This is a genomic window from Providencia sp. (assembly GCF_003533305.1).
Taxonomy (GTDB): domain Bacteria; phylum Pseudomonadota; class Gammaproteobacteria; order Enterobacterales; family Enterobacteriaceae; genus Providencia.
The window spans coordinates 313,581-335,624 of sequence record NZ_DOEH01000023.1; the positions used below are offsets into that span (position 1 = coordinate 313,581).

Sequence of the window (22,044 nt, forward strand, 5' to 3'; positions counted from 1 at the left end):
TATTAATTACTTTAACTTAATTCAGTGTGTAACAGCCAAGTATTGCGATGTTGCATTTCTTTTATTGTCCTCAGATATATATCAACCAAACATAAAATTTACGTTAGGGTATTGTTTTAATATTATAAAGTCGAAAACAAATAATGTGAGTATGTTCATATAAATACAATGGTTTTTAGACTTTATTGATGTAAAACAATCTCTCAATTTCACAGCTTGATAAGATTAGCTAAATCAAAAATCCAATAATATCCAATTTTGTTTTTAACAAATTTCATGACCTGATGACTGATAACTGAAATGTGTTTTATACAATCTTGATAAAAAAGTCATTTCTACCATTTAAGTAAATTTAATCAAGTGAGCAATGTATGGCAAATATGAAAGAGAAAGCATTAGATTTTGCTCCTCTTACCCGTCGTGGATTTGTTAAAGCAGGAACTATCACGGGTTTGGCAGCGGCAGCAGGTGGGTTTTCTCTCCCATTCAGTGCCTCAGCAGTTGAAGAGCAAAAAATAGCCAGCCCTACTGGGGATGAAAAAGTTGTTTGGAGTGCATGTACCGTTAACTGCGGAAGCCGTTGCCCGTTACGGATGCATGTTGTTGATGGTGAAATTAAATACGTTGAAACTGATAACACTGGTGATGACGTTTACGAAGAGTTTCATCAAGTTCGCGCTTGTTTGCGTGGACGCTCTATGCGCCGCCGAGTGTATAACCCTGACCGCTTGCGTTACCCCATGATGCGAGTGGGTAAACGTGGTGAAGGTAAATTTAAACGAATTAGTTGGGACGAAGCATTTGATGCTATTGCCGATAATATGAAGCGCTTAATTAGCGATTATGGCAATGAATCTATCTATCTGAATTACGGCACCGGAACTTTGGGCGGCACCATGACAAAATCATGGCCGCCGGGTGCAACATTGATTGCACGTCTAATGAACTGTTGCGGTGGTTATTTAAATCATTACGGTGATTATAGTACTGCGCAAATTGCTGCCGGACTCAATTATACTTATGGTGGTTGGGCTGATGGTAATAGTCCTTCTGATATCGAAAATACAAAATTAGTGGTGATGTTTGGCAATAACCCTGGTGAAACACGTATGAGTGGCGGCGGGGTGACTTATTTTGTTGAGCAAGCGCGTGAAAAATCAAACGCTAAAATGATTATCATTGACCCACGCTATACTGATACTGGCGCGGGTCGTGAAGATGAATGGATTCCAATTCGTCCAGGTACGGATGCTGCATTAGTTAATGCATTGGCCTATGTGATGATCAAAGAGGATATGGTCGATAAACCTTTCCTTGATAAATATTGCGTGGGCTATGATGAAGTCACCATGCCTGCTGGCACACCTAAAAATGCACATTATAAAGCCTATATTTTAGGGGAAGGCCCAGATGGGCAAGCTAAAACCCCTGAATGGGCAGCAAAAATTACCGGTATTCCTGCTTCGCGTATTGTGAAATTAGCGCGTGAAATTGGCAGCGCTAAACCTGCTTATATTGTGCAAGGTTGGGGGCCACAACGTCGTTCTAATGGTGAATTAGCCTCGCGCGCAATTTCTATGTTGGCTATTTTGACCGGAAATATTGGTATTAATGGTGGAAATACGGGTGCCCGCGAAGGGTCCTACAGTATCCCATTTGTTCGTATGCCAACTTTCACTAACCCAGTTGAAACTAGTATTTCAATGTTTATGTGGACCGATGCAATTTTACGTGGTCCTGAAATGACAGCAACTCGTGATGGTGTACGCGGTAAAGACAAACTTGATGTACCTATCAAAATGGTGTGGAACTACGCCGGTAACTGTTTAGTGAATCAACATTCTGAAATCAATCGAACCCACGATATTTTGCAAGATGAATCTAAATGCGAAATGATTGTGGTGATTGATAATCACATGACTTCATCAGCTAAGTATGCGGATATTTTGCTACCTGATTGTACGGCATCAGAGCAGATGGATTTTTGTATGGATGCCTCTGCCGGTAATATGTCTTACGTTATTTTTGCCGATCAGGCGATTAAACCTCGTTTCGAAAGTCGTAATATCTATGAAATGATGAGCGAACTTGCCAAGCGCATGGGCGTTGGTGAGAAATTCACCGAAAACCGTACTCAAGAAGAGTGGTTACGTCATTTATATGAGCAGTCACGTGAAGCGTTGCCTGAGCTCCCAACTTTTGAAGCTTTTCGCGAGCAAGGTATTTTCAAAAAACGTGATCCAAAAGGCCATCATGTGGCTTATCAGAGCTTCCGAGAAGATCCTGTTGCTAATCCTCTCACGACACCTTCGGGCAAAATAGAAATTTATTCTTCTCAACTAGCCGAATTGCAAAATTCTTGGGAATTGGATGCCGGAGATGTGATTCATCCACTGCCAATTTACTCTGCGGGTTTTGAGCAATTTGGCGATCCATTAATGGAAAAATTTCCACTGCAACTGACAGGATTCCACTATAAGTCACGTACTCACTCCACTTATGGCAATGTTGATGTATTAAAAGCGGCCTGTCCTCAAGAGCTGTGGGTCAATCCACAAGATGCGGGCAAACGAGATCTTAAACATGGCGATCTTGTTCGTGTGTTTAATGATCGTGGGGAAGTACGCGTGAAGGTGAAAGTGACACCGCGTATTTTACCGGGTGTCGTAGGTTTGAGTGAAGGGGCTTGGTATGACCCAGATGGTAACCGAGTTGATCATGCGGGGAGTATTAATGTGTTAACCACGCAGCGTCCATCGCCACTGGCGAAAGGGAATCCATCGCATTCTAATCTTGTTGAAGTTGTTAAGGCTTAAGGGTGTCAGTTATGTCAACGCAATATGGTTTTTATATCGATTCAAGTCGTTGCACTGGCTGCAAAACCTGTGAGCTAGCGTGCAAAGACTTTAAAAATCTATCACCACAAGTGAATTTTCGTCGAATTTATGAGTATGCGGGAGGCGATTGGACCGAACAAGATGGTGTCTATTCACAAAATATTTTTGCCTATTATCTCTCAATATCCTGCAACCACTGTGATGATCCTGCTTGTGCCAAGGTTTGTCCGAGTGGTGCAATGCATAAACGCGAAGATGGTTTTGTGGTGGTGAATGAAGAAGTGTGCATCGGCTGTCGTTATTGCAGCATGGCTTGTCCTTACGGTGCACCGCAGTTTGATGAAGAAAAAGGTCATATGACCAAATGTGATGGTTGCTATGAACGTGTCGCAGAAGGTAAAAAACCGATTTGTGTGGATTCTTGCCCATTGCGTGCTTTGGATATGGCTCCAATAGAAGAATTGCGTGAAAAATACGGTACCTTGGCGGAAATTGCACCATTGCCATCTGCTGAATATACGCATCCAAACATTGTTCTAAAATTGAATGCCAATAGTCGTCCTGTCGGTGATACCACCGGGCATCTGGCTAACCCGGAGGAGGTATAATATGGGATCGGGAATTCATGAATGGCCACTAATGTTTTTTACGGTGATTGGCCAAAGTGTTGCAGGGGCTTTTATCATGATGGCAGCGGTGCTGCTAAGTGGAAAGCTCTCTACTGATTTGGCACGTCAAATAAAACTCAGCATGTTTGGGCTATGGTTGTTGATGGGTATTGGTTTTCTTTTATCAAGTATGCATATGGGAACCCCAATGCGTGCCTTCAATGCTTTCAATCGCTTAGGTAGTTCTTCATTAAGTAATGAAATTGCTAGTGGTGCTTTATTCTTTACCTTTGGTGGTTTGTATTGGCTGTTGGCGGTACTGAATAAAATGCCTGCGGCACTCGGTAAGCTGTGGTTGATTGTCGTGATGGTTTTGGCTGCGGTGTTTATCATCTCAATTTCACGTGTTTATTTAATCGAGACGGTACCAACGTGGGATAATGGCTATACGATAGTGAATTTTATCCTGACCGCATTCCTTGGTGGTCCGATATTAGCAGCATTATTACTGCGTATTGCGGGATTTGATTTACAGTGTATACGCCGAGTTCCTGCGGTGAGTATCATTGCTCTGTTAGTTGGTATTTATGCCGCTATTTCACAAGGCTTTGAGTTGGGAAGTATCCAAACCTCAGTACAAAAAGCGGTAGATTTAGTGCCTGATTATGGGATGTTGATGGGTATTAAAGTGATTGCTGTTGCATTGGGGCTAGGTTGTTGGATTATGCCATTAGTGGCGAAACGTAATCCATCCGTTGCTATTATGGCGATTGGCTTCTTATTCGTCTTTGTCGGTGAACTCGTCGGTCGAGGCGTTTTCTATGGCTTGCATATGACTGTAGGCATGGCAGTTAACTAGACAGTTAACTATGATATTGACTAAAGCGTGATATTTTAGGCTTAGTAATGAATGCTCCGTTTGTTGCTAAGCCTTTTATATTAGATACATCACAATAAGCGAAATTACATCATTATGAGTGAACAATCATTAAATAACATTTCCTTGACCGCTAGAGTTCTCGGCGCTGCATTTTATTATTCTCCATCTGCAATCCAAGATATTGTGACTTTACTGTCCTCAAACGCATGGGTTGAAAGTTGGCCTTATGAATCTCTTGAGTTAAAGCAGTCTATTGCGACGGAATTAGCTATCATAGAAACAGAAAATGAGTCTTTAGATGAGGCTTATCAGCGATTATTTATCGGTCCTTATGCATTACCTTCACCACCTTGGGGTTCAGTGTGGTTAGATAACGAAAAGGTATTGTTTGGTGATTCGACAGTACAGCTTCGAGATTGGATGCAGCAAAATAAAATTGATATTCATTTAGCGCAAAATGAACCTGAAGATCATATTGGATTACTTTTCATGATGGTGGCTTGGGTTGCAGAAAATTGCCCATCAAAGTTACCTGAATTACTGGCTGACCACATTTTGCCTTGGAGTTTCCTTTATTTGGATAAATTGCAACAAAATGCCGATTTTCTTTTCTATACTGGGCTCGCAAAATTAGCCAACTATAGCTTGATAAGCTGGCAGCGAGATCTCAATATGCACGAGTTTACAGTGGTGTGATTTAATTAAACTAGTCTCAATATTGAATTATGTGAAATTCAATTAAAGTCAAATAGCCATAGCCTGGGAGTCTATTATTCGTAAGGTGTGTATTTGACATTAATAATGTTACTAAATTAGCACTTATAAAATATCGAATGCCATGAAATTAAATCAATGAGTGGCAATTAGACTCACGAAAAAGCACGATAATCCTTCATCGGATAACAAACATCGATATGCTCCTAATATTAATCATCAATCTGCCGTCTATGAAATTGAAAATTACATTCAGTTTTACAATTATTCTCGACGCCATTCGATGATTGGTTATTTAACGCCACATCAAAAATATCATGAACTAAAAATGCCGCTTAGATCTTCTTCAGTATTTATTGACCATTACAAGTATACATATATTAAATAATCAACAAAATGTGACCGCGATTTTAGGTTTTTTTTAATCATTAATTATCCTCTATTGAGGATGATAAACAGTAGCATTGAACTAAAATTTGGCAAGTACCTGTTAAATTAGTTATTTTTTAAGTTTTAAATATGGAATGCAATTACCTTGTAATTAATAGATAGTTATAATCAGATTAGCTGATTATAACTATAATCATTATGCAAATAATAAAAAGTATCGGCGATTAATAATTTATTGGCTATCGTATAAATATTGAGAGGTATAGTCTCAAGTTTTAAGGGAAAAGGTTGCTAAGATAGGTATGAACCACTTAATAAAATCACGAATTTAGAGTTGATTAACTCGTTATAATTTAAAGGTGATTTTTCAGGGGGGCTGTATTTGCAACTAGAGGAAATGGCTTTTATATGGGGATAATATTTTGCCATTACGCACTGTGATTTATCATTAATTTTTAAAGCATATAAGTTTTATAATCGTGAAAAAATAATAATAAATTTAATTTTTAGTCTATTTATAGTTTTATTTTATATTGTTATATATTGAAGTTATTTAAATTTAATTCGGTTTTTTTTTGGTTTTAATTTTATATTCCATGATGTTAGATTGTGAATGTTAAGCGATAAAGACCATAAAAAAAGTTGATAAATAAAACGGCTTGTATATATTTATGCTCAATAAGTAACTTCAATCATTATGATTTATATTTGGGGTGTAAATTAATTTTTTATTTTAAAATTCTATTTGTATCATATTTTGATAGGGTTGCTTTATTTTTATAATTAACCAATAAGTTGTTTTTTATATATTCTATCTATCTTATCGCTACTCGTCATGTGCTAATTATTTCAATGTTAAACTAAGGATTTACAATGAAAGAAAGTAAACATGTTTTTTTTAATAAAGAGGGTAAAAATTTAACTAAGCTAAAACCTATCGCACTTTCAATTTTTATGACGATAGGTATGGTATCTATTGTGAACGCTAATACGATTTCAACAGAAGCGTTAACTGAAGCGGTTAAAAAAGAGAATGCTAAAGTTTTAAATATTGCCACGGTAAGTCATGGTAACTCATATAATACCTATGAAAATTTCGATATTTCCGAAGCCGGTTTGGTTATCAATAATAGTTCTACAGATTCAGACACTCAACTGGCTGGTAAAGTACCTGGAAACAGTAACTTGGCGGATGGAGAAGCCGATATAGTACTTATAGATGTAAAATCAACTAAAGCAACGACACTAAATGGCATTATTGAAGTGACAGGAAAAAGTGCCAGAGTGATAGTTTCCAACCCATCAGGTATTAATTGCAGTAGTTGTACCTTTCTTAGTGCTAACCGCGCCGTTTTAACGACAGGCTCATTGGTACTTAAGGACAATGCATTAAGTTCATATAAAGTAGTAAAAGGCACTATTTCTATTAGTGGAAATGTTGCATTTGATGATTCGCCTAGCAATATTGATTTAATTTCTCGCGATGTAGTCGTCACGGGTATTGTACATGCAGAGGAAACTGATTTACGGGTAACGACTGGCGCAAATGAAGTTAATGCAGAAAATGACAAAGTTACTGAAATCAAAGGAACAGGAACAGCACCTAGAACAAGCCTGAAAGTTGAAAAAGATGCTGAGATAAAAGCAAAAAAAATCACATTGGTGAGTACGGATGCTAAAGCTGCTTTTTCTAATCAAGGACAAGTAAGAGGTGGGGCTGATGGATTTATTATCGATAATAAAGGGGAGCTACTGAATAGTGCAGGTAAAATTGTTGCAAAAGGAACTGTAAATATCAATGTTGCGAGTGATATTAAAAATACGACGGGTAAAATCCAAAGCTTAAGTGCAATTAATATTAATACCCAAGGCTCAAAATTAGTAAACTCTTCGAAAGGTAATATTTCATCGAAAGGTTCGGTGTCGATCAATAGCGGTGAATTAAAGAATGATGCGTCCTACATTGCAAGTGAAAGTAATATAATTATCAATACTAATGGTAAAAGTATTATTAATGACACGACATTAGGAACTAAGGTTGGCTTTGCTGCAATAGGCAGTATTAAAATAGAGAGTGGTATATTCACGAATAATAATGGCCAAATTAAGGCGGAAGGTGATATAGATATAGATACAAATATTAAAACATTCAATAATAAAAATAGCACTATAGATACAGATGGCAATATTAATATTAAAAGCGGGAAGTTAGATAATAATACAGCACGTATCCGCTCAGCTAATAAACTCACTATTAATACTAATGGAAATAAATTATCGAATAATGGGCTGACAGCAGATACAGCAAGTCATGATACACGAGGTATTTTAAGTGGTAAGGGTGGTATGTCTATTAATATTGCTGGTTTGAGCAATGATAAAGGTATTTTGGCCAGTGAAGGCGACTTCGAGTTTACAAATACAGGCACGATATCTAACCAATGGGGGCAAATAAAAACTGATGGGAAACTGCTATTTAAAAGTGATAATGTAGATAATATGTATGGCGGTATTGCATCTAAAAATGGCGGCGATATCGTTATTACTAAAAAACTCGATAATCATTTTGGTGTTTTATTCTTCGAGGGTGAGGAAGCATTAATTAAGTCACCCACTATCGGGAACAGTAAAGGTATCATTAAAGGTGATAATATTAAGGTAGAAACAGATACTCTAGATAATGACTCTGGCTTTATTGTTTCTGAAGTGAGTCTTGATGTTGCGGCCAATAATTTAAAAAATAGTCGTAGTTCTGGCTACAAAACTGAAATGGGGTTCTATCTAGGCCAGCCGGATCAAGTTGGTGGTATTGTTAGTAAAAAATCAATGACATTGAAAGGTAAAAAACTATCCTCGAACTCAGGCCGAATTATTACTGAAAAAGGTAACATGGTTCTTGATTTCAACCAATTGGAAAACGCTAGCAGTATGATTGCTTCTGAGCAGGAAATAATTATTAAGGCTGATTCCTTAAATAATACCCATGGTACCGTCTATGCAAAAGAGAAGTTAGAATTGAGTACTGCAGAACTGAAGAATGTAAGTTCGGGTTCATTGGAAGCCAACACACTAACGGGGGTTATTGCGTCTGAAGGTATTACTGATATTTATATTACTAAAGATTTTAATAATTCCGGAGTTATTTCTGGCATTAAAGGTTTGAATATAAATGTTGGCGGTAAATTTGATAATAGTATTAAAAGTACACTATCAGGCAAAGAGTCATTTACGTTGACCGTAAAAAAAGACATTGTTAATAAAGGAACTTTAAATTCAGATCTAAACAGTACGATCTCGGGCGTGAATATCACAAATGAAAAATCAGGATCGTTAATTGGCAGGGAAGGCGTGAAAATTAATGCTTCTGGACAGTTTGTCAACAAAGGCCGCTTAGTTGGGCCAATTATTGAATAAATAAACTTGTTATAACAGAGGTGGCAAATAATTAGTTACCTCTATATTTTAACTATTATTTATTTTCGGAATAGTATTATGATAAGTATAGGCACGGATATTATTGAAATTAATAGGGTTATTGTTGCGATAGAAAGGAGTAAGGATAGCTTAATTAAACGTTTATTCCGAGATTATGAAATTAGCTATATTGAAGATGTATATGAAAATCCTCAACGAGTCGCTGGTTTATGGGCTGCAAAAGAAGCCGCAGTGAAAGCAACCGGTATAGGGTTTAGGCTGGGGATTACATTTCATGATATTGAAATACGCCATGATGAGTATGGTTGTCCTTACTATAAGTTTAATGGGGTGATGCTTGAGATAATGAATAAAAAAAATATTCAAACATCATCTCTAAGTATTTCACATTGCCGTTCTTATGCCGTGGCAACAGCACTATTAGATGGGGCATCATTATTATAGAGAGTATTATATGTTCATTTATTCTGATCTAAATAAAAAAAATGTAGTGGTAACAGGGGCAAATGGCGATATGGGGCTGGCAATCTGTGCTAAATATTTAGAACAGGGATGCAATGTTTATGCAATATATCATCGTTTTCGAGACTCTTTAGATGAATTACAATTAAAAAATAAAAATAGTCATTGTTTATATATAAAACAATGCAATATCAAAGATGACAATTCAATAAATGAATTAATGAACTTTTTAACCAAGGAAGTCGGATATATTAATGTATTAGTGAATAATGCGGGTATTGTTAAAGATAATTTGTTTGCAACAATGGATGCTAACGATTTTTCAGAGATTATTAGCACTAATTTAATTGGCATGTTTAACATTACTAATAAAATGTTAACTTTATTACGAAGTGCAGAGAAATCAACAATTATTAATGTTTCATCGATTGCCGGTATTATACCAAGTGTAGGACAAATTAATTACAGTTCTTCTAAAGCGGGAATTATTGGGTTTACTCGTACCTTGGCTGCTGAGTTGGCAAGTAAAGGAGTACGAGTAAACGCCGTAGCGCCCGGGATGATTGAATCAGCGATGGTGAAGAAAGTTTCCAGACAGGTTGTCCGTCAAGTTATCTCGACTATCCCATTGCAACGCTTAGGGTTAGCTAGCGAAGTCGCGGACGTAATCGTTTTTCTAAGTTCAGATGCATCCAGCTATATGGTTGGTCAAACTCTGGTCGTTGATGGTGGCATGGTAATGCGTTAAGAGATCAGCACATGGTTAATTATAATAATTCACTTGTTTCACCTGAGCTTTTTTTGAAACTAGGTGGTTGGAGGCAACCAATCATAATGGTAGATAGGATCGTAGATTTTATACCAGGAAATAAAGCCTCAATAACGGTTATAAAACATATTACTTTTAATGATAATTATATTATAGGACATTACCCAGGTTCCCCAGTTATGCCTGGTGTAATGATTGCAGAGATATTTGGTCAGGCCAGTGAATATTTATCATTTATTAATGATTTTTGTAACAAACATAAAGATAGAACCGGTATTGAATTACATGGGTTCAACGAAATATCACGCGAAATAAATAGGCCAGAATCAGAAATAATGTTAATAGAGCATAGGAAAAAAGTTAATGGTGTACTAGCCTCTCAAAATTTAAAATTCACAAATGCAGTATACCCGGGGGATACAATCGAAGTGAAGAGTTCAGTCTCTTTTTCTGACGCTAATAAATTTAAACATTATGCCGTTGAGGCAAGGGTTGGGAGGCATATAGTTTGTCAAGGAACTATTGTCAATTATAGAGAGAGTTATTAGCAAAGGTTTATATATTACTATGAATGAAAATTCAGTATTAGAAAAAATAGAACAACGAAAATTAATTTTGAATAAAGTAAAGTGTGGTTTAATTGAACGTTTAAATTTAAATAGGAAGCCTAACCAGATAGATGATGATACTCCATTATTTAGCACTGGCCTAAGACTAGACTCAGTAGACGCAACGGAAATTCTAGTTTTCATCAATGATGTGTTTGATATACAAGTTAGTGAAGGTGATGATCCTAGTTATATGCGTAATATAAATAATATGGTTTCTTTTATTCTAATGAAGAAGAGTTTTAAATAAATTTAAAAATTCTAAAATATAGGAATAAATATGGGGTCTATAGTTTCTGGAACAGAAATAAATGGTTCACTTTTGGATGGAAATAATCAGATGAATTTGATGGCTAATCAGTCTTGTATTAAAGATGAATACTATGCTGTGCGTAATAATGTATTATTGGTTGATTATTCTCATTATGGTATTGCAAGAGTGATTGGTGAGGATGCATGGTTATTATTGAATTATATGATTTCAGCTGATCTTTCTTCTATTCGTGATGAACAACTATTATATGGATTATTTCTGGATGATTTAGGTGAGATCATTAGTGACCTTTATGTCGCTTGTGATGATGAAAGCTATTTATTGGTTTCTGAATGGTTAACAGGTGATGCGTTATCTAAAATGGTGAATGATGTTATAGAAAAAAAAAGGCACGAAGGTGAACATTATAAAATTGAAACTGTAAAATCACTTAATTCTGAATGGGGCATGCTTTGTGTTGAAGGGCCATATTCATGGGAATTGTTATCAGAAATATTCGGCTTGGATATTATAGGATTACCGTTTCATGAACATATGCATATTAATACAGAGCTTATTCTGATGCGTGCTGGCAAGCATGGTGAATTTTGTTATCACTTACTGGGTGAAAAAGCTGAGTTAGATGATGCATGGGGCAAAATACTCAAATTAACGGATAAATATGATTTAAAAACTAGCAGTTTTAGTTATTTACAGGATGTGAGATTAGAGAATCCATGTTGGGATCCTGATATTTTTAACGTGCACACACGATGCCCTATTGAATTACAAATGCAATGGGTGGTTAGCTATGATAAAGAAGAATTTATTGGACTAGAAGCAATTAAAGAAAGATTAAAATCTGGGGTAACAAAGCGAGTAATCGGCGCGAAGATTATTAGTGATAATGGTGAAAAAATATGTACTGGAAATAAAGTTTTATTCCGTGAAAAAGAAATCGGTATCGTTATTAATATTGGTTTCTCGAGGGCATTAGGCCAGTATATTGCACGATTATTAATAGAAGATAAATATGCTTATGTCGATATAGATAGTTATATTATTAAATCAGATGACGTTACCATTAAAATTGTCACTTCAAGTATTCCATTTATTTATAATTTAAGCCTGATGATTAGCCCTATTGAGCATAGTTATGTAGATAGAACGCGAGCGTTGAGTTTTATCGAATAAGAATAATTTTAAATTATAAGAGCTCTACATATTAGTGTGAGCACCAGAAGATAGAATTTGGAAGGGATCTTGCATGAAAATAAAACGTCGTCGTGTCGTCATAACGGGTATGGGCATTCTTTCCGCACATGCAGAAAATATACCTGAATTTAAAAATGTATTACTGTCAATGGATTGTAGTATTAAGGCAAGTAAACGATATTCAAAATGGTTCGTCAATGCGAATGCCTCAGAGATAGAACAATATATTGATTATTCGGATATTCGAAAAGATATAGTTGGATTTTTGGATAACGCAGCTTTGTGGGCATACAAAGTTACCAAAGAGGCATTGCAACAAGCTAATTTAAAAGATAATAAAGCAATATTAGATAATACAGCAATGATTGTTGGGGTATCCTCTGCGGGTACAGAAGCTTTTTTACCTCTATTTGAACAGCATGTAGAGGATTTTTCTATTAAGAAAGCGATTCTTTCCGGCGGCTTTTCATCTTGCAGCTCAAGTGTATCCAATTTGCTTGGATTACGTGGTGGAGTTGAGTTAGTTGCTACAGCTTGTACAGCGAGCACTAATGCAATAGGTATCGGATATGATTATATTCAAAATGGTAAACATCCTGTTGTATTAGCGGTAGGGACTGAGCCAATTTATTTACCCACTTTTGCTGGTTTTTATGCTCTTAACGTCATGAAGAACACACCGACTTCACCTTTTTCAGGCGAGCCGGGTATGTCTATTGGGGAAGGTGCTGGGGCGTTAGTATTGGAGGACTACGAACATGCGCAGGCTCGTGGGGCAACGATTTATGGTGAAATAGCTTCATATGCGACTTCATGCGACGCTTATCATGAAACTGGACCTGATCCCCGTGGAAGTGGAGCAGTTCAGGTGATGTTAAAGGCGATGCAAAACGCCGATATTACTGCTGATGACATTGATTATATTAATGCTCATGGAACGGGAACGGAGGCTAATGATCGCATTGAAACCATGTCAATGAAAAAAGTTTTTCCTAATATAGACAATATACCGCTTAGCTCTACTAAATCTTATGTTGGTCATAATATTGGTGCTGCGGGTATAGTTGAAATAATTGCTTGTTTAATTACTACAGTTGATAACAAAGTTTTGCCAACATTGAATTTTACAAAGCCAAGACTAAATTGTGATCTCAACTATGTTCCAAACCAATTCCAAGATAAAAAAATTGGTTTATTTATGAGTAATAATTACGCCTTCGGTGGGAATAATTGCTCAATTGTCGCTAGCCCACATTTATTAACAGGTGAAATATCAGAATATACTCCTAGGCGAGTTGTTATTACGGGGATGGGAGCGGTGACATCAGCTGGGAATAATATTAAAGAATTAATGCTTGCTGTACAAAATATGGCGGGGCCAAGTGAATTAGAGCAAATCGTATTTGGTCATGATGTTCGTAGTGATATAAATAAATTAATGACAGCGATTAAACATGATCATGAATTCGAAAAAACATTAGGACATCCATTTTATAATCAAGAAATTGAAGAAAAAATAAATCACAAATCAGGTCAGCACAGGGTTAAAAATATTAATCCTAAAAAATTACTACGCTGTTACGATCCGCGCAAAGCGATTCCTAGCGGAACATATGCTTTGATTGCGTTAACGGAGGCATTAGAGAATGCAGGCCGAAAAATAAAACGGGATGGTGAGAATATTGGTTTAATTATGGGAATGTCAAAGGGGCCTCAGAGCACAGTGAATCGCTATTTACAAAGTCTGATCCCGGATCCCAACAAAGTAAGGACATCCGAGTTTGCTGGAACTTTGATGAATGCAGTACCGACATTTTGCTCAATTTCTGCGGGTATAAAGGGTTATACAACCACATTAGCAACGGGAGTTAATGCGGGTTTAGGTGCTTTAACTTATGGTTATGAAATTATTCGGCAAGATTTACAGCCTCAAGTTATTGTAGGTGGAGCAGATGAAAACTTTGGTTCAATTTCTATCTACATGCAATCGATGAATAAAAAGGTGAATTTAACTTTAAACGCAGAAGATTTTCAGATTTATAGCAAAGACGCCAAAGGGTATATTCCAGGAGAAGGCGCGAGTATGCTGCTGTTAGAAGACATGCAACATGCGAAAGGAAGAAATGCAAAGATATATGCTGAAATAGTCGGTTACGGAAAAGCAAATGACAATTCATTTTTTAATGAAGAGTATACTAAAGTTAGTGAAAGTATCGATATTAGTGATCGTTCCAATGCCTTGGTTAGTGCAATTGAGCGGGCATTAAAAGAAGCAAAAATAGGGTCAAAAGATATTGACCTGGTTTGTGGTTCCAGTGATGGAAATAAATGGAACGATGCAACAGAAATTACAGCCATCCGTAATGTTTTTCAAGCATCTTTAGCGGAGACTCCAGTCGTTAATTACAATGCAATACATGGTTTCGTCGAATCATCAGCCGGTTTGCTAAATATATCTATTATTGTGAATATCATGTGCACTGGTGTAATACCACCAATTCCATATACCAGTGATTTTATTGCAGATGATGTTAATTTTATTACCATCCCTACGAAGAAAAATATTAATTATGCACTGATAACAGGATCATCGGAAGGGGGAAACCACTATGCAATAATTGTCAGGAGGATACCTTGACTGATAAAACCATATTAAGTGGATGGGAAATAAATTTACCAACAATAAATGACTTTAATGAACTAATAAATAAATTGACAGCAAATGAATGTGTACAGGAAAATAAATGGTTTAATGACGAAGACTTAGTGACTGAGCTCGAATTATATGGAAATCCATCCGTGGTGACTTATCATAATAAACCGCACGCGTTAGATTTTTTTTTAAAGGAACTAATCGATAAATCATTAAAAAAGGCAAAGCTAGATAAAACGAAGTTACAAGGAAGAAGAGTCAGGTTTTATCTCGCTGGACACGGAATGAGAACTGATTTAAATAATTATCAGGGGTTTTATAATAAAAATGATGTTGAAGATATCAACTATTCTCCTAGTATAAAAAAATTACATGCTAAGTATTATGCACAAGATCATCTCGCTAATGAATTATTACGATACTATGGGTTAACATGGCCTCCGATAAGTATATATGGCACCAGTAATTCGGCATTAATGGCCACGCATATAGGGAATAAAGCAATTAATAATGGGGAGCTTGATGTTGTTGTTGTAATTTCCTGGCTAGATATTTATTTACAAGATATTTTATTTATAGATGGCCAAGATATGTTGGTACAAGAGTATGCACAACCTTTTAGTTTGGCTAGTGATGGCGCTATACTTTCGGAAGGTTATGCAGTATTAATTTTAGAAAGTGAATCTCATCTTAATAAGAGAGAATTTCATCCTAGAGTCTATCTCAATTATTCTGGCTGCATGCAAAGCCATGGCGAGCGTAATAGTAATGTTTCCTTTTATACAATATCTAAAGTCATTGAAAATACGATGGAAACGCTAAATTTGAATGAATCAGAGCTTGGTGCAGTATTTGCTCATGGCAATGGGTCCATAATCAGCGATAAAGCAGAAGCTATGGCAATTGAAAATTTATTAAAAAATAATTTAGATATTCCAGTTTTGAGCTATAAAGGGCAAATTGGTTATATTTCAAATTGTTCAGGCATTATTGATTTAATGATTATGACTGAAGCAATTATAAATAAGAGAATACTCCCATCGGTTAGTCATTATCCAATAATAAGTAATTTGAAATTTAATTTTTTTCGGATACTGAACCATTGCCATATCTTAAAAAATGTATGCTGAAGTTAGGGCTAGGAATGGATGGTTCAATTATTACTATGGTGCTTTCATCATATCAGGAATTAAATTAATGAAAACTGATAATAAGAATAATATCCCCCCACAGGCAATGAGCATCGCTGCATTTTCAATGTGTGAACCTGATGAGCCTATAATGCCATTTGTTCCATCATGGTATAATGTATGGGAGTCACATATGCTAAATTTAGCCAATAAAAGAACAGGAAGTTGCCATTGGGCATTTAGGCGGTATGGGGTTAATCATAAAATTTATCCTAATGAAGGTATAAGAAATGCAAGTTATCGGCCTTATCTCCATTCTATGGAGCGATCTTGTGACTATGCAGTTTCAAAATTAAATATTAGAAATAAACTCTCATTGAGAAAAGGAAATAATGGTTTCATATATGTTGAATCTTGGGGAGAGATTAGTACATTTGAAGATATTTCAAGTTGGCGAGATTCTTTTAATATAAATATAGTTTCTAAAAGTATATTGAAAAAATATGGAATAAGAGGTTTTTCTTGCAAAGTAAGAGGTGAACGCAATGGACTTATGTCAGCGCTACTATTAGCTCAAGATTTATTAAGTTGTAATGAGTTTGATAATATATTTATTTGCGGAGCATTTAGAGCAATTCCTGTATTGGTTTTTAGTGAAATTGAAAATCAGCCTAAAAATTTGCTTAAAAGGTTAAATGACACCAATAATCAAATAAGTGTTGAGCGCACAGGTTGCCTTATCTTAAATAAAGAAAAAAACAACCATATGCAAATTTGTGTGAGGGATTATTTTATTTTACCGAAGGGAAATCGTAAAGCATCAGATTATCTGTCAGATATATGGAAGCAATGCTTAAACTCAGGTGCGAAGTCATTATTTACTACAGCATTGCCGACAGTAGAATTTAGAAAAATTCAAAGATTTGCATTTAAAAAATTGGGAAAACGAATCGAATTTCATCAATTAAATGATATTTACGGTGATAGTGGTTGTATGATGCCAGCATTAATGTGGGAGTATTTAAGTCATGTTCAGCCAACCAACTCTTATCATGCCATGACTGTCATTGATGGCGATAGAGGGGGCTGGCTCCTTGAGTTATGGGAAGCCAATTCGCAAAAATAAAATATCAATGAGGTGATTTTATGACTCAAAATCAACATGTGAATAAAATACCAATTATTTCTTTATGTAATATTATTAAATATTTTGGAGATGGTTTTTATGAAAATATAAGCTTTGATGAAATAAGCTTAGAAATACATTCAAATGAATTTATTGTTATTACGGGTTCCAGCGAACATGAAAGAGTTAAGTTGCTTAATATTATTTCAGGTATTGATAATAACTATATAGGGCATGCTTATTTGATGGGGAATTATTTGTCTTCTCTTAATAGATTAAAATGTTCAATATTACGTAATAAATTCATCGGCTTAATTTATAAGTATCCTTTTTTATTATCGACGTTAACAATTTATGAGAATGTTTCTTATCCGCTATTATTAAATGGAATGAACAAGCGTAATGCTAGGAATCATATACTAAAAATAATGGAGTATATTGGTATCAATCAATTTGCTGATAAACTACCAAAAGAATTACCTCCCTTATTGTTGTACAAAGCCGCTATTGCTAGAGCACTGATAACGAATCCTAAACTGATTATCGCCTATGAGCCTATCGTATATTTTGATGCAAATCATAGTGAACAATTGATTGAACTATTAATTAATATCCAACAAGAGTTAGGGATCACGGTCATTATTTCCACTCATAATGATGCGATAACATCAAAAGCGAATAGAGTTTTGGCGCTTGAAAATGGAAAGTTAAAAAATGTTAAATTTACCAATTAAAAAAAATGAATTTATTTCATACATAGTGTTTTTTGGGATTATATTATTGGTGCCTTCTGTTCTTTATGGAAATGATTTCAAAGATAAACTTTATGGTAATAATTTGGAAATGTTATTATCAATTAATCAATACATGAATTTTGAATCGTTAATTTCAATGACTAATGAGCTAGATAAAAATATTAAATTGAAGAATAATAGTATTGAAAAGATTTTCTATGGTTATGGGATGCTATTTATTTCTGATATATATGTTAAAAATAATAAACCAGCTAATGCGGCCGAATCAGTTAAGAAGGCATTTTACTCTATCGATGAGGCGGTAGAATCAAATAATAATCAATGGCAGCTGAAGTATTTACGGCTACGTATGGATGCTTTTGTTCCTCAAGCGTTAGGCCGTTGTGTGGTTGCAATTGCGGATAGTCGTACGTTAATGAGAAATACTAATGTCGCTCAAGAATTTTTACCTATGCTTGAATATATGCAAGCTAGGGCATTAATGAGTTGTAATCGAAAAGATGAATCTAAAATGCTGATGAGAAAACTATTTTTACAAAATGATACGGGAAAAATACTTTCACAATATGGCTATACTGGTGTGCCTCCTTGGTCAGTATCAGAAATTGAGTCTATATTCCCTCCATTATTATAAGAGGGTGATTAATGGGTATTTTATTAAATGTGATTATTCTTAGCCTTGCACTCATCGTTGTTCTATATACATTTTTAGTTAAATATACTGATACTAAATATTTATTTTTGATTTTCAAAAATAACTTTAGGATTAATGTATTTGTATTAATAATTATCATTTTTTTCTATGTTTTTTCATTTTTATGCGGTGGTTTTTTAAATCATTTGATTATTCAGTTAGAGGAGCATACAGCTAGAACAAACATTGGTCATATCCAAATATACCAAAAAGGATATCTCGATAGTTCCCGGAATGAAAGTATGAAGTATCTTATAGAAAAGCCATTAGAAATAATAACGCTATTAAATGAAAACGATGATTTGAATGGCTTAATATCAAATATTGCGGAGCAGCTAGTATTTTCTGGGTCTATACACAATGAAGAAAAAAATACTTCAACTTATTTTAGAGCTATTGCTATAGAGCCGTTTGAGTCTATAAAGTTTGGGGCTTATGACCTTACTATCTCTGGTAGTGATTTATCGAAAGTTAATCACCAAGAGATAACATTAGATTCAAAATTAGCGAGTTCAGTGGGTTTAAGCTATAGTTCTAAGGCCGAATTACGCATTATTGATAGTTTAGGACGGGAAACTAAAACCAATACCCGAGTCAGGGGGATTTTTCAAGCCGGTGCCAAAAGTTCAGATTTTGGAATATTGAAAATTCCTATAGAAACTGCACGTAAAATTTTAAAGACCAGTTCAGCAAGCACGGTGAGTCTATTTCTTAACGATGCAAAAAAAACAGAACAGACGTTAGCTATTATTAATAATCTAATAGAACAACATCATTTTGAATTAGAAGTATTGCCTTGGTATGAATTATCAGACCATGTGAGTGAAACAATTAAATTTTTTTCAGTGATATTTTTATTTATAAAGGTATTAACATTAATAATTTCATTTTCTCTGATCGGCCTTATTCTGATGATCAATACCGAATCGCGTCATGACGATATTAATGTATTGGCAAGCATAGGTGCGAATCAGTTCTACCTCGCTCGTATGGTTATTTTTGAAGGTATTTTCTTGGCTTTAATTATTTCTTTTTTAAGCTTTATTATAAGTTTTTCTATTTCTTATTTAATAAATATAAATGGTTTAAGTATTCCATCGGAAAAAACGGGTGGTGATAGCTATCAAGCATATATTGTGTGGGATAAATGGTTGGATCTTATTTTGATTTTATTTACATTTCCTATTATCTCAACGGTTGCAGCGTTAATTTATCCAGTATATAAAATGTTATGTGTCAGAGTTAATTTAAGGTAGGGCTGAAATTATATAAAGGATATAAAATAGCATTCAAATAGAAAGTCGGCACGGATTATACAATTACCAATAAAATTTAAGTGATAAATAAGAGGGGCATTAATTGTTAAATTTAAAAGAGAATATTTTTCAGAGCATAAAGAATGGATGGGTTTTACTATTTTCTGGTCAAGGGACTCCAAGTTTGGGAATGGGGACTACCGTTTGTGATGTTTCAATAAATACATCGCGTGTTTGGGACTGTGCTAGTGATATCTCTGGCATCGATATAAGAAAACTTTGTATTAAAGGTCCTATGAGCAAGCTTATTCAAACACGTTATCAACAACTCGCAGTTACAACAATTAATGTCGCAACACTCACTTTATTAAGAGAGATATTTTCAATTAATGAGCGAGGGTATTCAGGACATAGTGCAGGTGAATATTCAGCCTTATATGCTGCTGGGGCAATGGATATGGAAACATTATTTAAAGCAATAGATAAACGCTCTATTATCATGCAATCACTCGCAAAGGAGAAAAAAGGAGTGATGTATGTTGTTAAGAAATATAGCCATAATAAACTTTGGAATATTATTGAGTATTTAGGGTTAAACCCATTTGTTAATATATGTTGTGATAATAGTAACAATCAACAAGTTATTGGCGGTAGGTTCGAAGAAGTTAAAATACTCGTCAATTATTTGCTCTTAAATCATGTTGAAGTTATTAAATTATCAGTGAATGGTGCGTGGCATTCAGAGCTAATGCGTGATGGAAAGGGGCCGTTAAGACAATATTTAGAGAAACTTAATTTCACTAGGCCAAAAAATCCTATTATAATGAATGTATCTGCTCTAAATATTTCTAACGAAACTGATATCAAGAATCAATTAATTAATCAGTTAACTGATACAGTTAAATGGCAAGATACAATAAAAGAATGGGCGAAAGTTGGACATGAAAACTTCCTAGAGATTGGTAGTAAAAAAACACTACTGCCTTTAATTGATGATATTTTTCCTAAAAATAATTTTAATAAAAGACATGCCAGCGAATTTATTTAATAGATTATAATAATAGTGTTCTTAGGGAGTCAATATGTTACCAACCTGCAATTATTATATAAAAAAGCACCATTTCACCATTCTTAAACCAATCATAATTACCTCATTGATATTGGTGCTGTGTTTTATTAATAATATTGAAGGTTTATCTTTTTTAGAATTATATTTTGGTATAGCAGCCATTTCGATATCAATTATTTGGAATATATCAGAATATTATAGTTCGTATTGGGTCTATTGTGTTTCTTCGGGTAAATTCAAAATGAATAAAATTAAGCGACAGTTATTAACAATAAAAGAGAATATGTGGCTTTGCAGAATAATGTCTTTTTTATCCTCTCCATTACAATCTTCTTTTTTAATATGTGTGATTATTTTTGGAATTACTTTCACTATGTGGCCATATGGAAAGGATAATGTTCGATTGATGGTCTTCTGCCTAGGCGCTGTCGTATCACCACTGCTTATTTGGTGTATTTTACGGTTTACATATTTACATCATCTCTCTATCGCTAGCGAGAAAGTAAAAAACTATACTCGCGATGAACCAAACACTAATAGGAAGGTGATTAAACTTGATGACATTATAATAAAAGAAATTTTTTTCAGTGTCATTGTAACTTTAGCGATTGTTCTGCCTATTAAGCATAAAAAAGCATTTGATTTAGGGCAAGGATATGCAAGCCCAAGTTTTATTGTAGCATTAATCATATTAATATATTGTGTACTGGGTATTATGCTATTTTTATCTAGAGGTTCCCAAATAAATTTCCTTGTGGGAAAGATATTATTATCTGAAATTGATTTCAATTATAGCTTTACTCGTGGTTCGGGGGGCTATTCTCTTCATACAACAAATTTTTATCTTAGGTTGCTAGTTTGGATGTGTATTATCTTTATATTAGTCACTATATTTTGTTTGGTTTTTGAACTGTTGAATGTACCAGTCTGTTTTGCTTATATATTGTGTACTTGTCTTATCCCAGCCATTATTATTTATAGAGTCGAAAGGGTTATCCATTGGCGGCATGATTTCAACCTTGCATCTGATATGTGTTTACGAATCAATGCAGTTAATCAGGTTGCAAAAGGGACGAGTGCTTACGATGATACATATGTGTAAAGTGAACATTCTTAATATCATGTACGCTGCATTTGGCTATCTTGGATAGATGATATTATTACTCTTTGAACTTGAGATAAGAAGAATG

Annotated in this window: 18 protein-coding genes and 1 pseudogene; all 19 read left to right on the top strand. The window is 34.8% G+C overall.

Going from position 1 to position 22,044, the window contains the following annotated elements; genetic code table 11:
* Nucleotides 1-371 precede the first annotated feature (371 nt).
* The 19 genes and pseudogenes from dmsA (at nucleotide 372) to DD649_RS15880 (ending at nucleotide 21,956) form a co-directional block, all read left to right on the top strand.
* On the top strand, nucleotides 372-2,816 hold the full coding sequence (dmsA, locus tag DD649_RS15790) for a dimethylsulfoxide reductase subunit A (protein WP_294108677.1): 2,445 nt from the start codon (nucleotides 372-374) through the stop codon (nucleotides 2,814-2,816).
* A gap of 11 nt (nucleotides 2,817-2,827) precedes the next feature.
* Nucleotides 2,828-3,445 (top strand): DMSO/selenate family reductase complex B subunit, encoded by a 618-nt coding sequence (locus tag DD649_RS15795; protein WP_294108680.1) that lies wholly within the window; start codon nucleotides 2,828-2,830, stop codon nucleotides 3,443-3,445.
* Nucleotide 3,446: 1 nt separating this feature from the next.
* A complete protein-coding gene (locus tag DD649_RS15800) occupies nucleotides 3,447-4,304 on the top strand; it encodes a DmsC/YnfH family molybdoenzyme membrane anchor subunit (RefSeq protein WP_294108682.1) in 858 nt (285 codons plus the stop codon).
* A 114-nt stretch (nucleotides 4,305-4,418) separates the two neighbouring features.
* Nucleotides 4,419-5,021, top strand: a complete 603-nt coding sequence (gene dmsD, locus DD649_RS15805; RefSeq protein ID WP_336430949.1) for a Tat proofreading chaperone DmsD — start codon at nucleotides 4,419-4,421, stop codon at nucleotides 5,019-5,021.
* A 229-nt stretch (nucleotides 5,022-5,250) separates the two neighbouring features.
* Nucleotides 5,251-5,427: pseudogene (locus tag DD649_RS15810) on the top strand (IS3 family transposase); the annotation flags it as partial.
* An 875-nt stretch (nucleotides 5,428-6,302) separates the two neighbouring features.
* A complete protein-coding gene (locus DD649_RS15815) occupies nucleotides 6,303-8,843 on the top strand; it encodes a filamentous hemagglutinin N-terminal domain-containing protein (RefSeq protein ID WP_294108686.1) in 2,541 nt (846 codons plus the stop codon).
* 78 nt (nucleotides 8,844-8,921) lie between these two features.
* A complete protein-coding gene (gene acpS, locus DD649_RS15820; protein ID WP_294108689.1) occupies nucleotides 8,922-9,308 on the top strand; it encodes a holo-ACP synthase in 387 nt (128 codons plus the stop codon).
* 10 nt (nucleotides 9,309-9,318) lie between these two features.
* Complete coding sequence (gene fabG / locus DD649_RS15825; protein WP_294108691.1) at nucleotides 9,319-10,074, top strand: 3-oxoacyl-ACP reductase FabG; 756 nt, start codon at nucleotides 9,319-9,321, stop codon at nucleotides 10,072-10,074.
* A gap of 11 nt (nucleotides 10,075-10,085) precedes the next feature.
* Nucleotides 10,086-10,643, top strand: a complete 558-nt coding sequence (locus DD649_RS15830) for a 3-hydroxyacyl-ACP dehydratase FabZ family protein (protein ID WP_294108696.1) — start codon at nucleotides 10,086-10,088, stop codon at nucleotides 10,641-10,643.
* A gap of 19 nt (nucleotides 10,644-10,662) precedes the next feature.
* The gene (locus DD649_RS15835) at nucleotides 10,663-10,953 is read left to right on the top strand and encodes a phosphopantetheine-binding protein (protein ID WP_294108698.1); all 291 of its coding nucleotides are present in this window, start codon (nucleotides 10,663-10,665) and stop codon (nucleotides 10,951-10,953) included.
* Between the two features lie 30 nt (nucleotides 10,954-10,983).
* Complete coding sequence (locus tag DD649_RS15840) at nucleotides 10,984-12,150, top strand: aminomethyl transferase family protein (RefSeq protein ID WP_294108700.1); 1,167 nt, start codon at nucleotides 10,984-10,986, stop codon at nucleotides 12,148-12,150.
* A gap of 73 nt (nucleotides 12,151-12,223) precedes the next feature.
* On the top strand, nucleotides 12,224-14,809 hold the full coding sequence (locus DD649_RS15845) for a beta-ketoacyl-[acyl-carrier-protein] synthase family protein (protein WP_336430950.1): 2,586 nt from the start codon (nucleotides 12,224-12,226) through the stop codon (nucleotides 14,807-14,809).
* Entirely contained in the window at nucleotides 14,806-15,954 is a 1,149-nt protein-coding gene (locus DD649_RS15850) for a beta-ketoacyl synthase N-terminal-like domain-containing protein (protein ID WP_336430951.1), read from the top strand. Before DD649_RS15845 ends, DD649_RS15850 begins: the two co-directional genes overlap by 4 nt.
* Before the next feature lie 67 nt (nucleotides 15,955-16,021).
* Nucleotides 16,022-17,080 (top strand): ATP-binding protein, encoded by a 1,059-nt coding sequence (locus DD649_RS15855; RefSeq protein ID WP_294108705.1) that lies wholly within the window; start codon nucleotides 16,022-16,024, stop codon nucleotides 17,078-17,080.
* Between the two features lie 20 nt (nucleotides 17,081-17,100).
* On the top strand, nucleotides 17,101-17,814 hold the full coding sequence (locus DD649_RS15860; RefSeq protein WP_294108707.1) for an ATP-binding cassette domain-containing protein: 714 nt from the start codon (nucleotides 17,101-17,103) through the stop codon (nucleotides 17,812-17,814).
* Nucleotides 17,795-18,469, top strand: a complete 675-nt coding sequence (locus DD649_RS15865; protein WP_294108709.1) for a hypothetical protein — start codon at nucleotides 17,795-17,797, stop codon at nucleotides 18,467-18,469. Before DD649_RS15860 ends, DD649_RS15865 begins: the two co-directional genes overlap by 20 nt.
* Nucleotides 18,470-18,480: 11 nt before the next feature.
* The gene (locus tag DD649_RS15870) at nucleotides 18,481-19,785 is read left to right on the top strand and encodes an FtsX-like permease family protein (RefSeq protein ID WP_294108711.1); all 1,305 of its coding nucleotides are present in this window, start codon (nucleotides 18,481-18,483) and stop codon (nucleotides 19,783-19,785) included.
* A gap of 103 nt (nucleotides 19,786-19,888) precedes the next feature.
* Complete coding sequence (locus tag DD649_RS15875) at nucleotides 19,889-20,833, top strand: ACP S-malonyltransferase (RefSeq protein ID WP_294108713.1); 945 nt, start codon at nucleotides 19,889-19,891, stop codon at nucleotides 20,831-20,833.
* 34 nt (nucleotides 20,834-20,867) lie between these two features.
* On the top strand, nucleotides 20,868-21,956 hold the full coding sequence (locus DD649_RS15880; RefSeq protein ID WP_336430952.1) for a hypothetical protein: 1,089 nt from the start codon (nucleotides 20,868-20,870) through the stop codon (nucleotides 21,954-21,956).
* Nucleotides 21,957-22,044 lie beyond the last annotated feature (88 nt).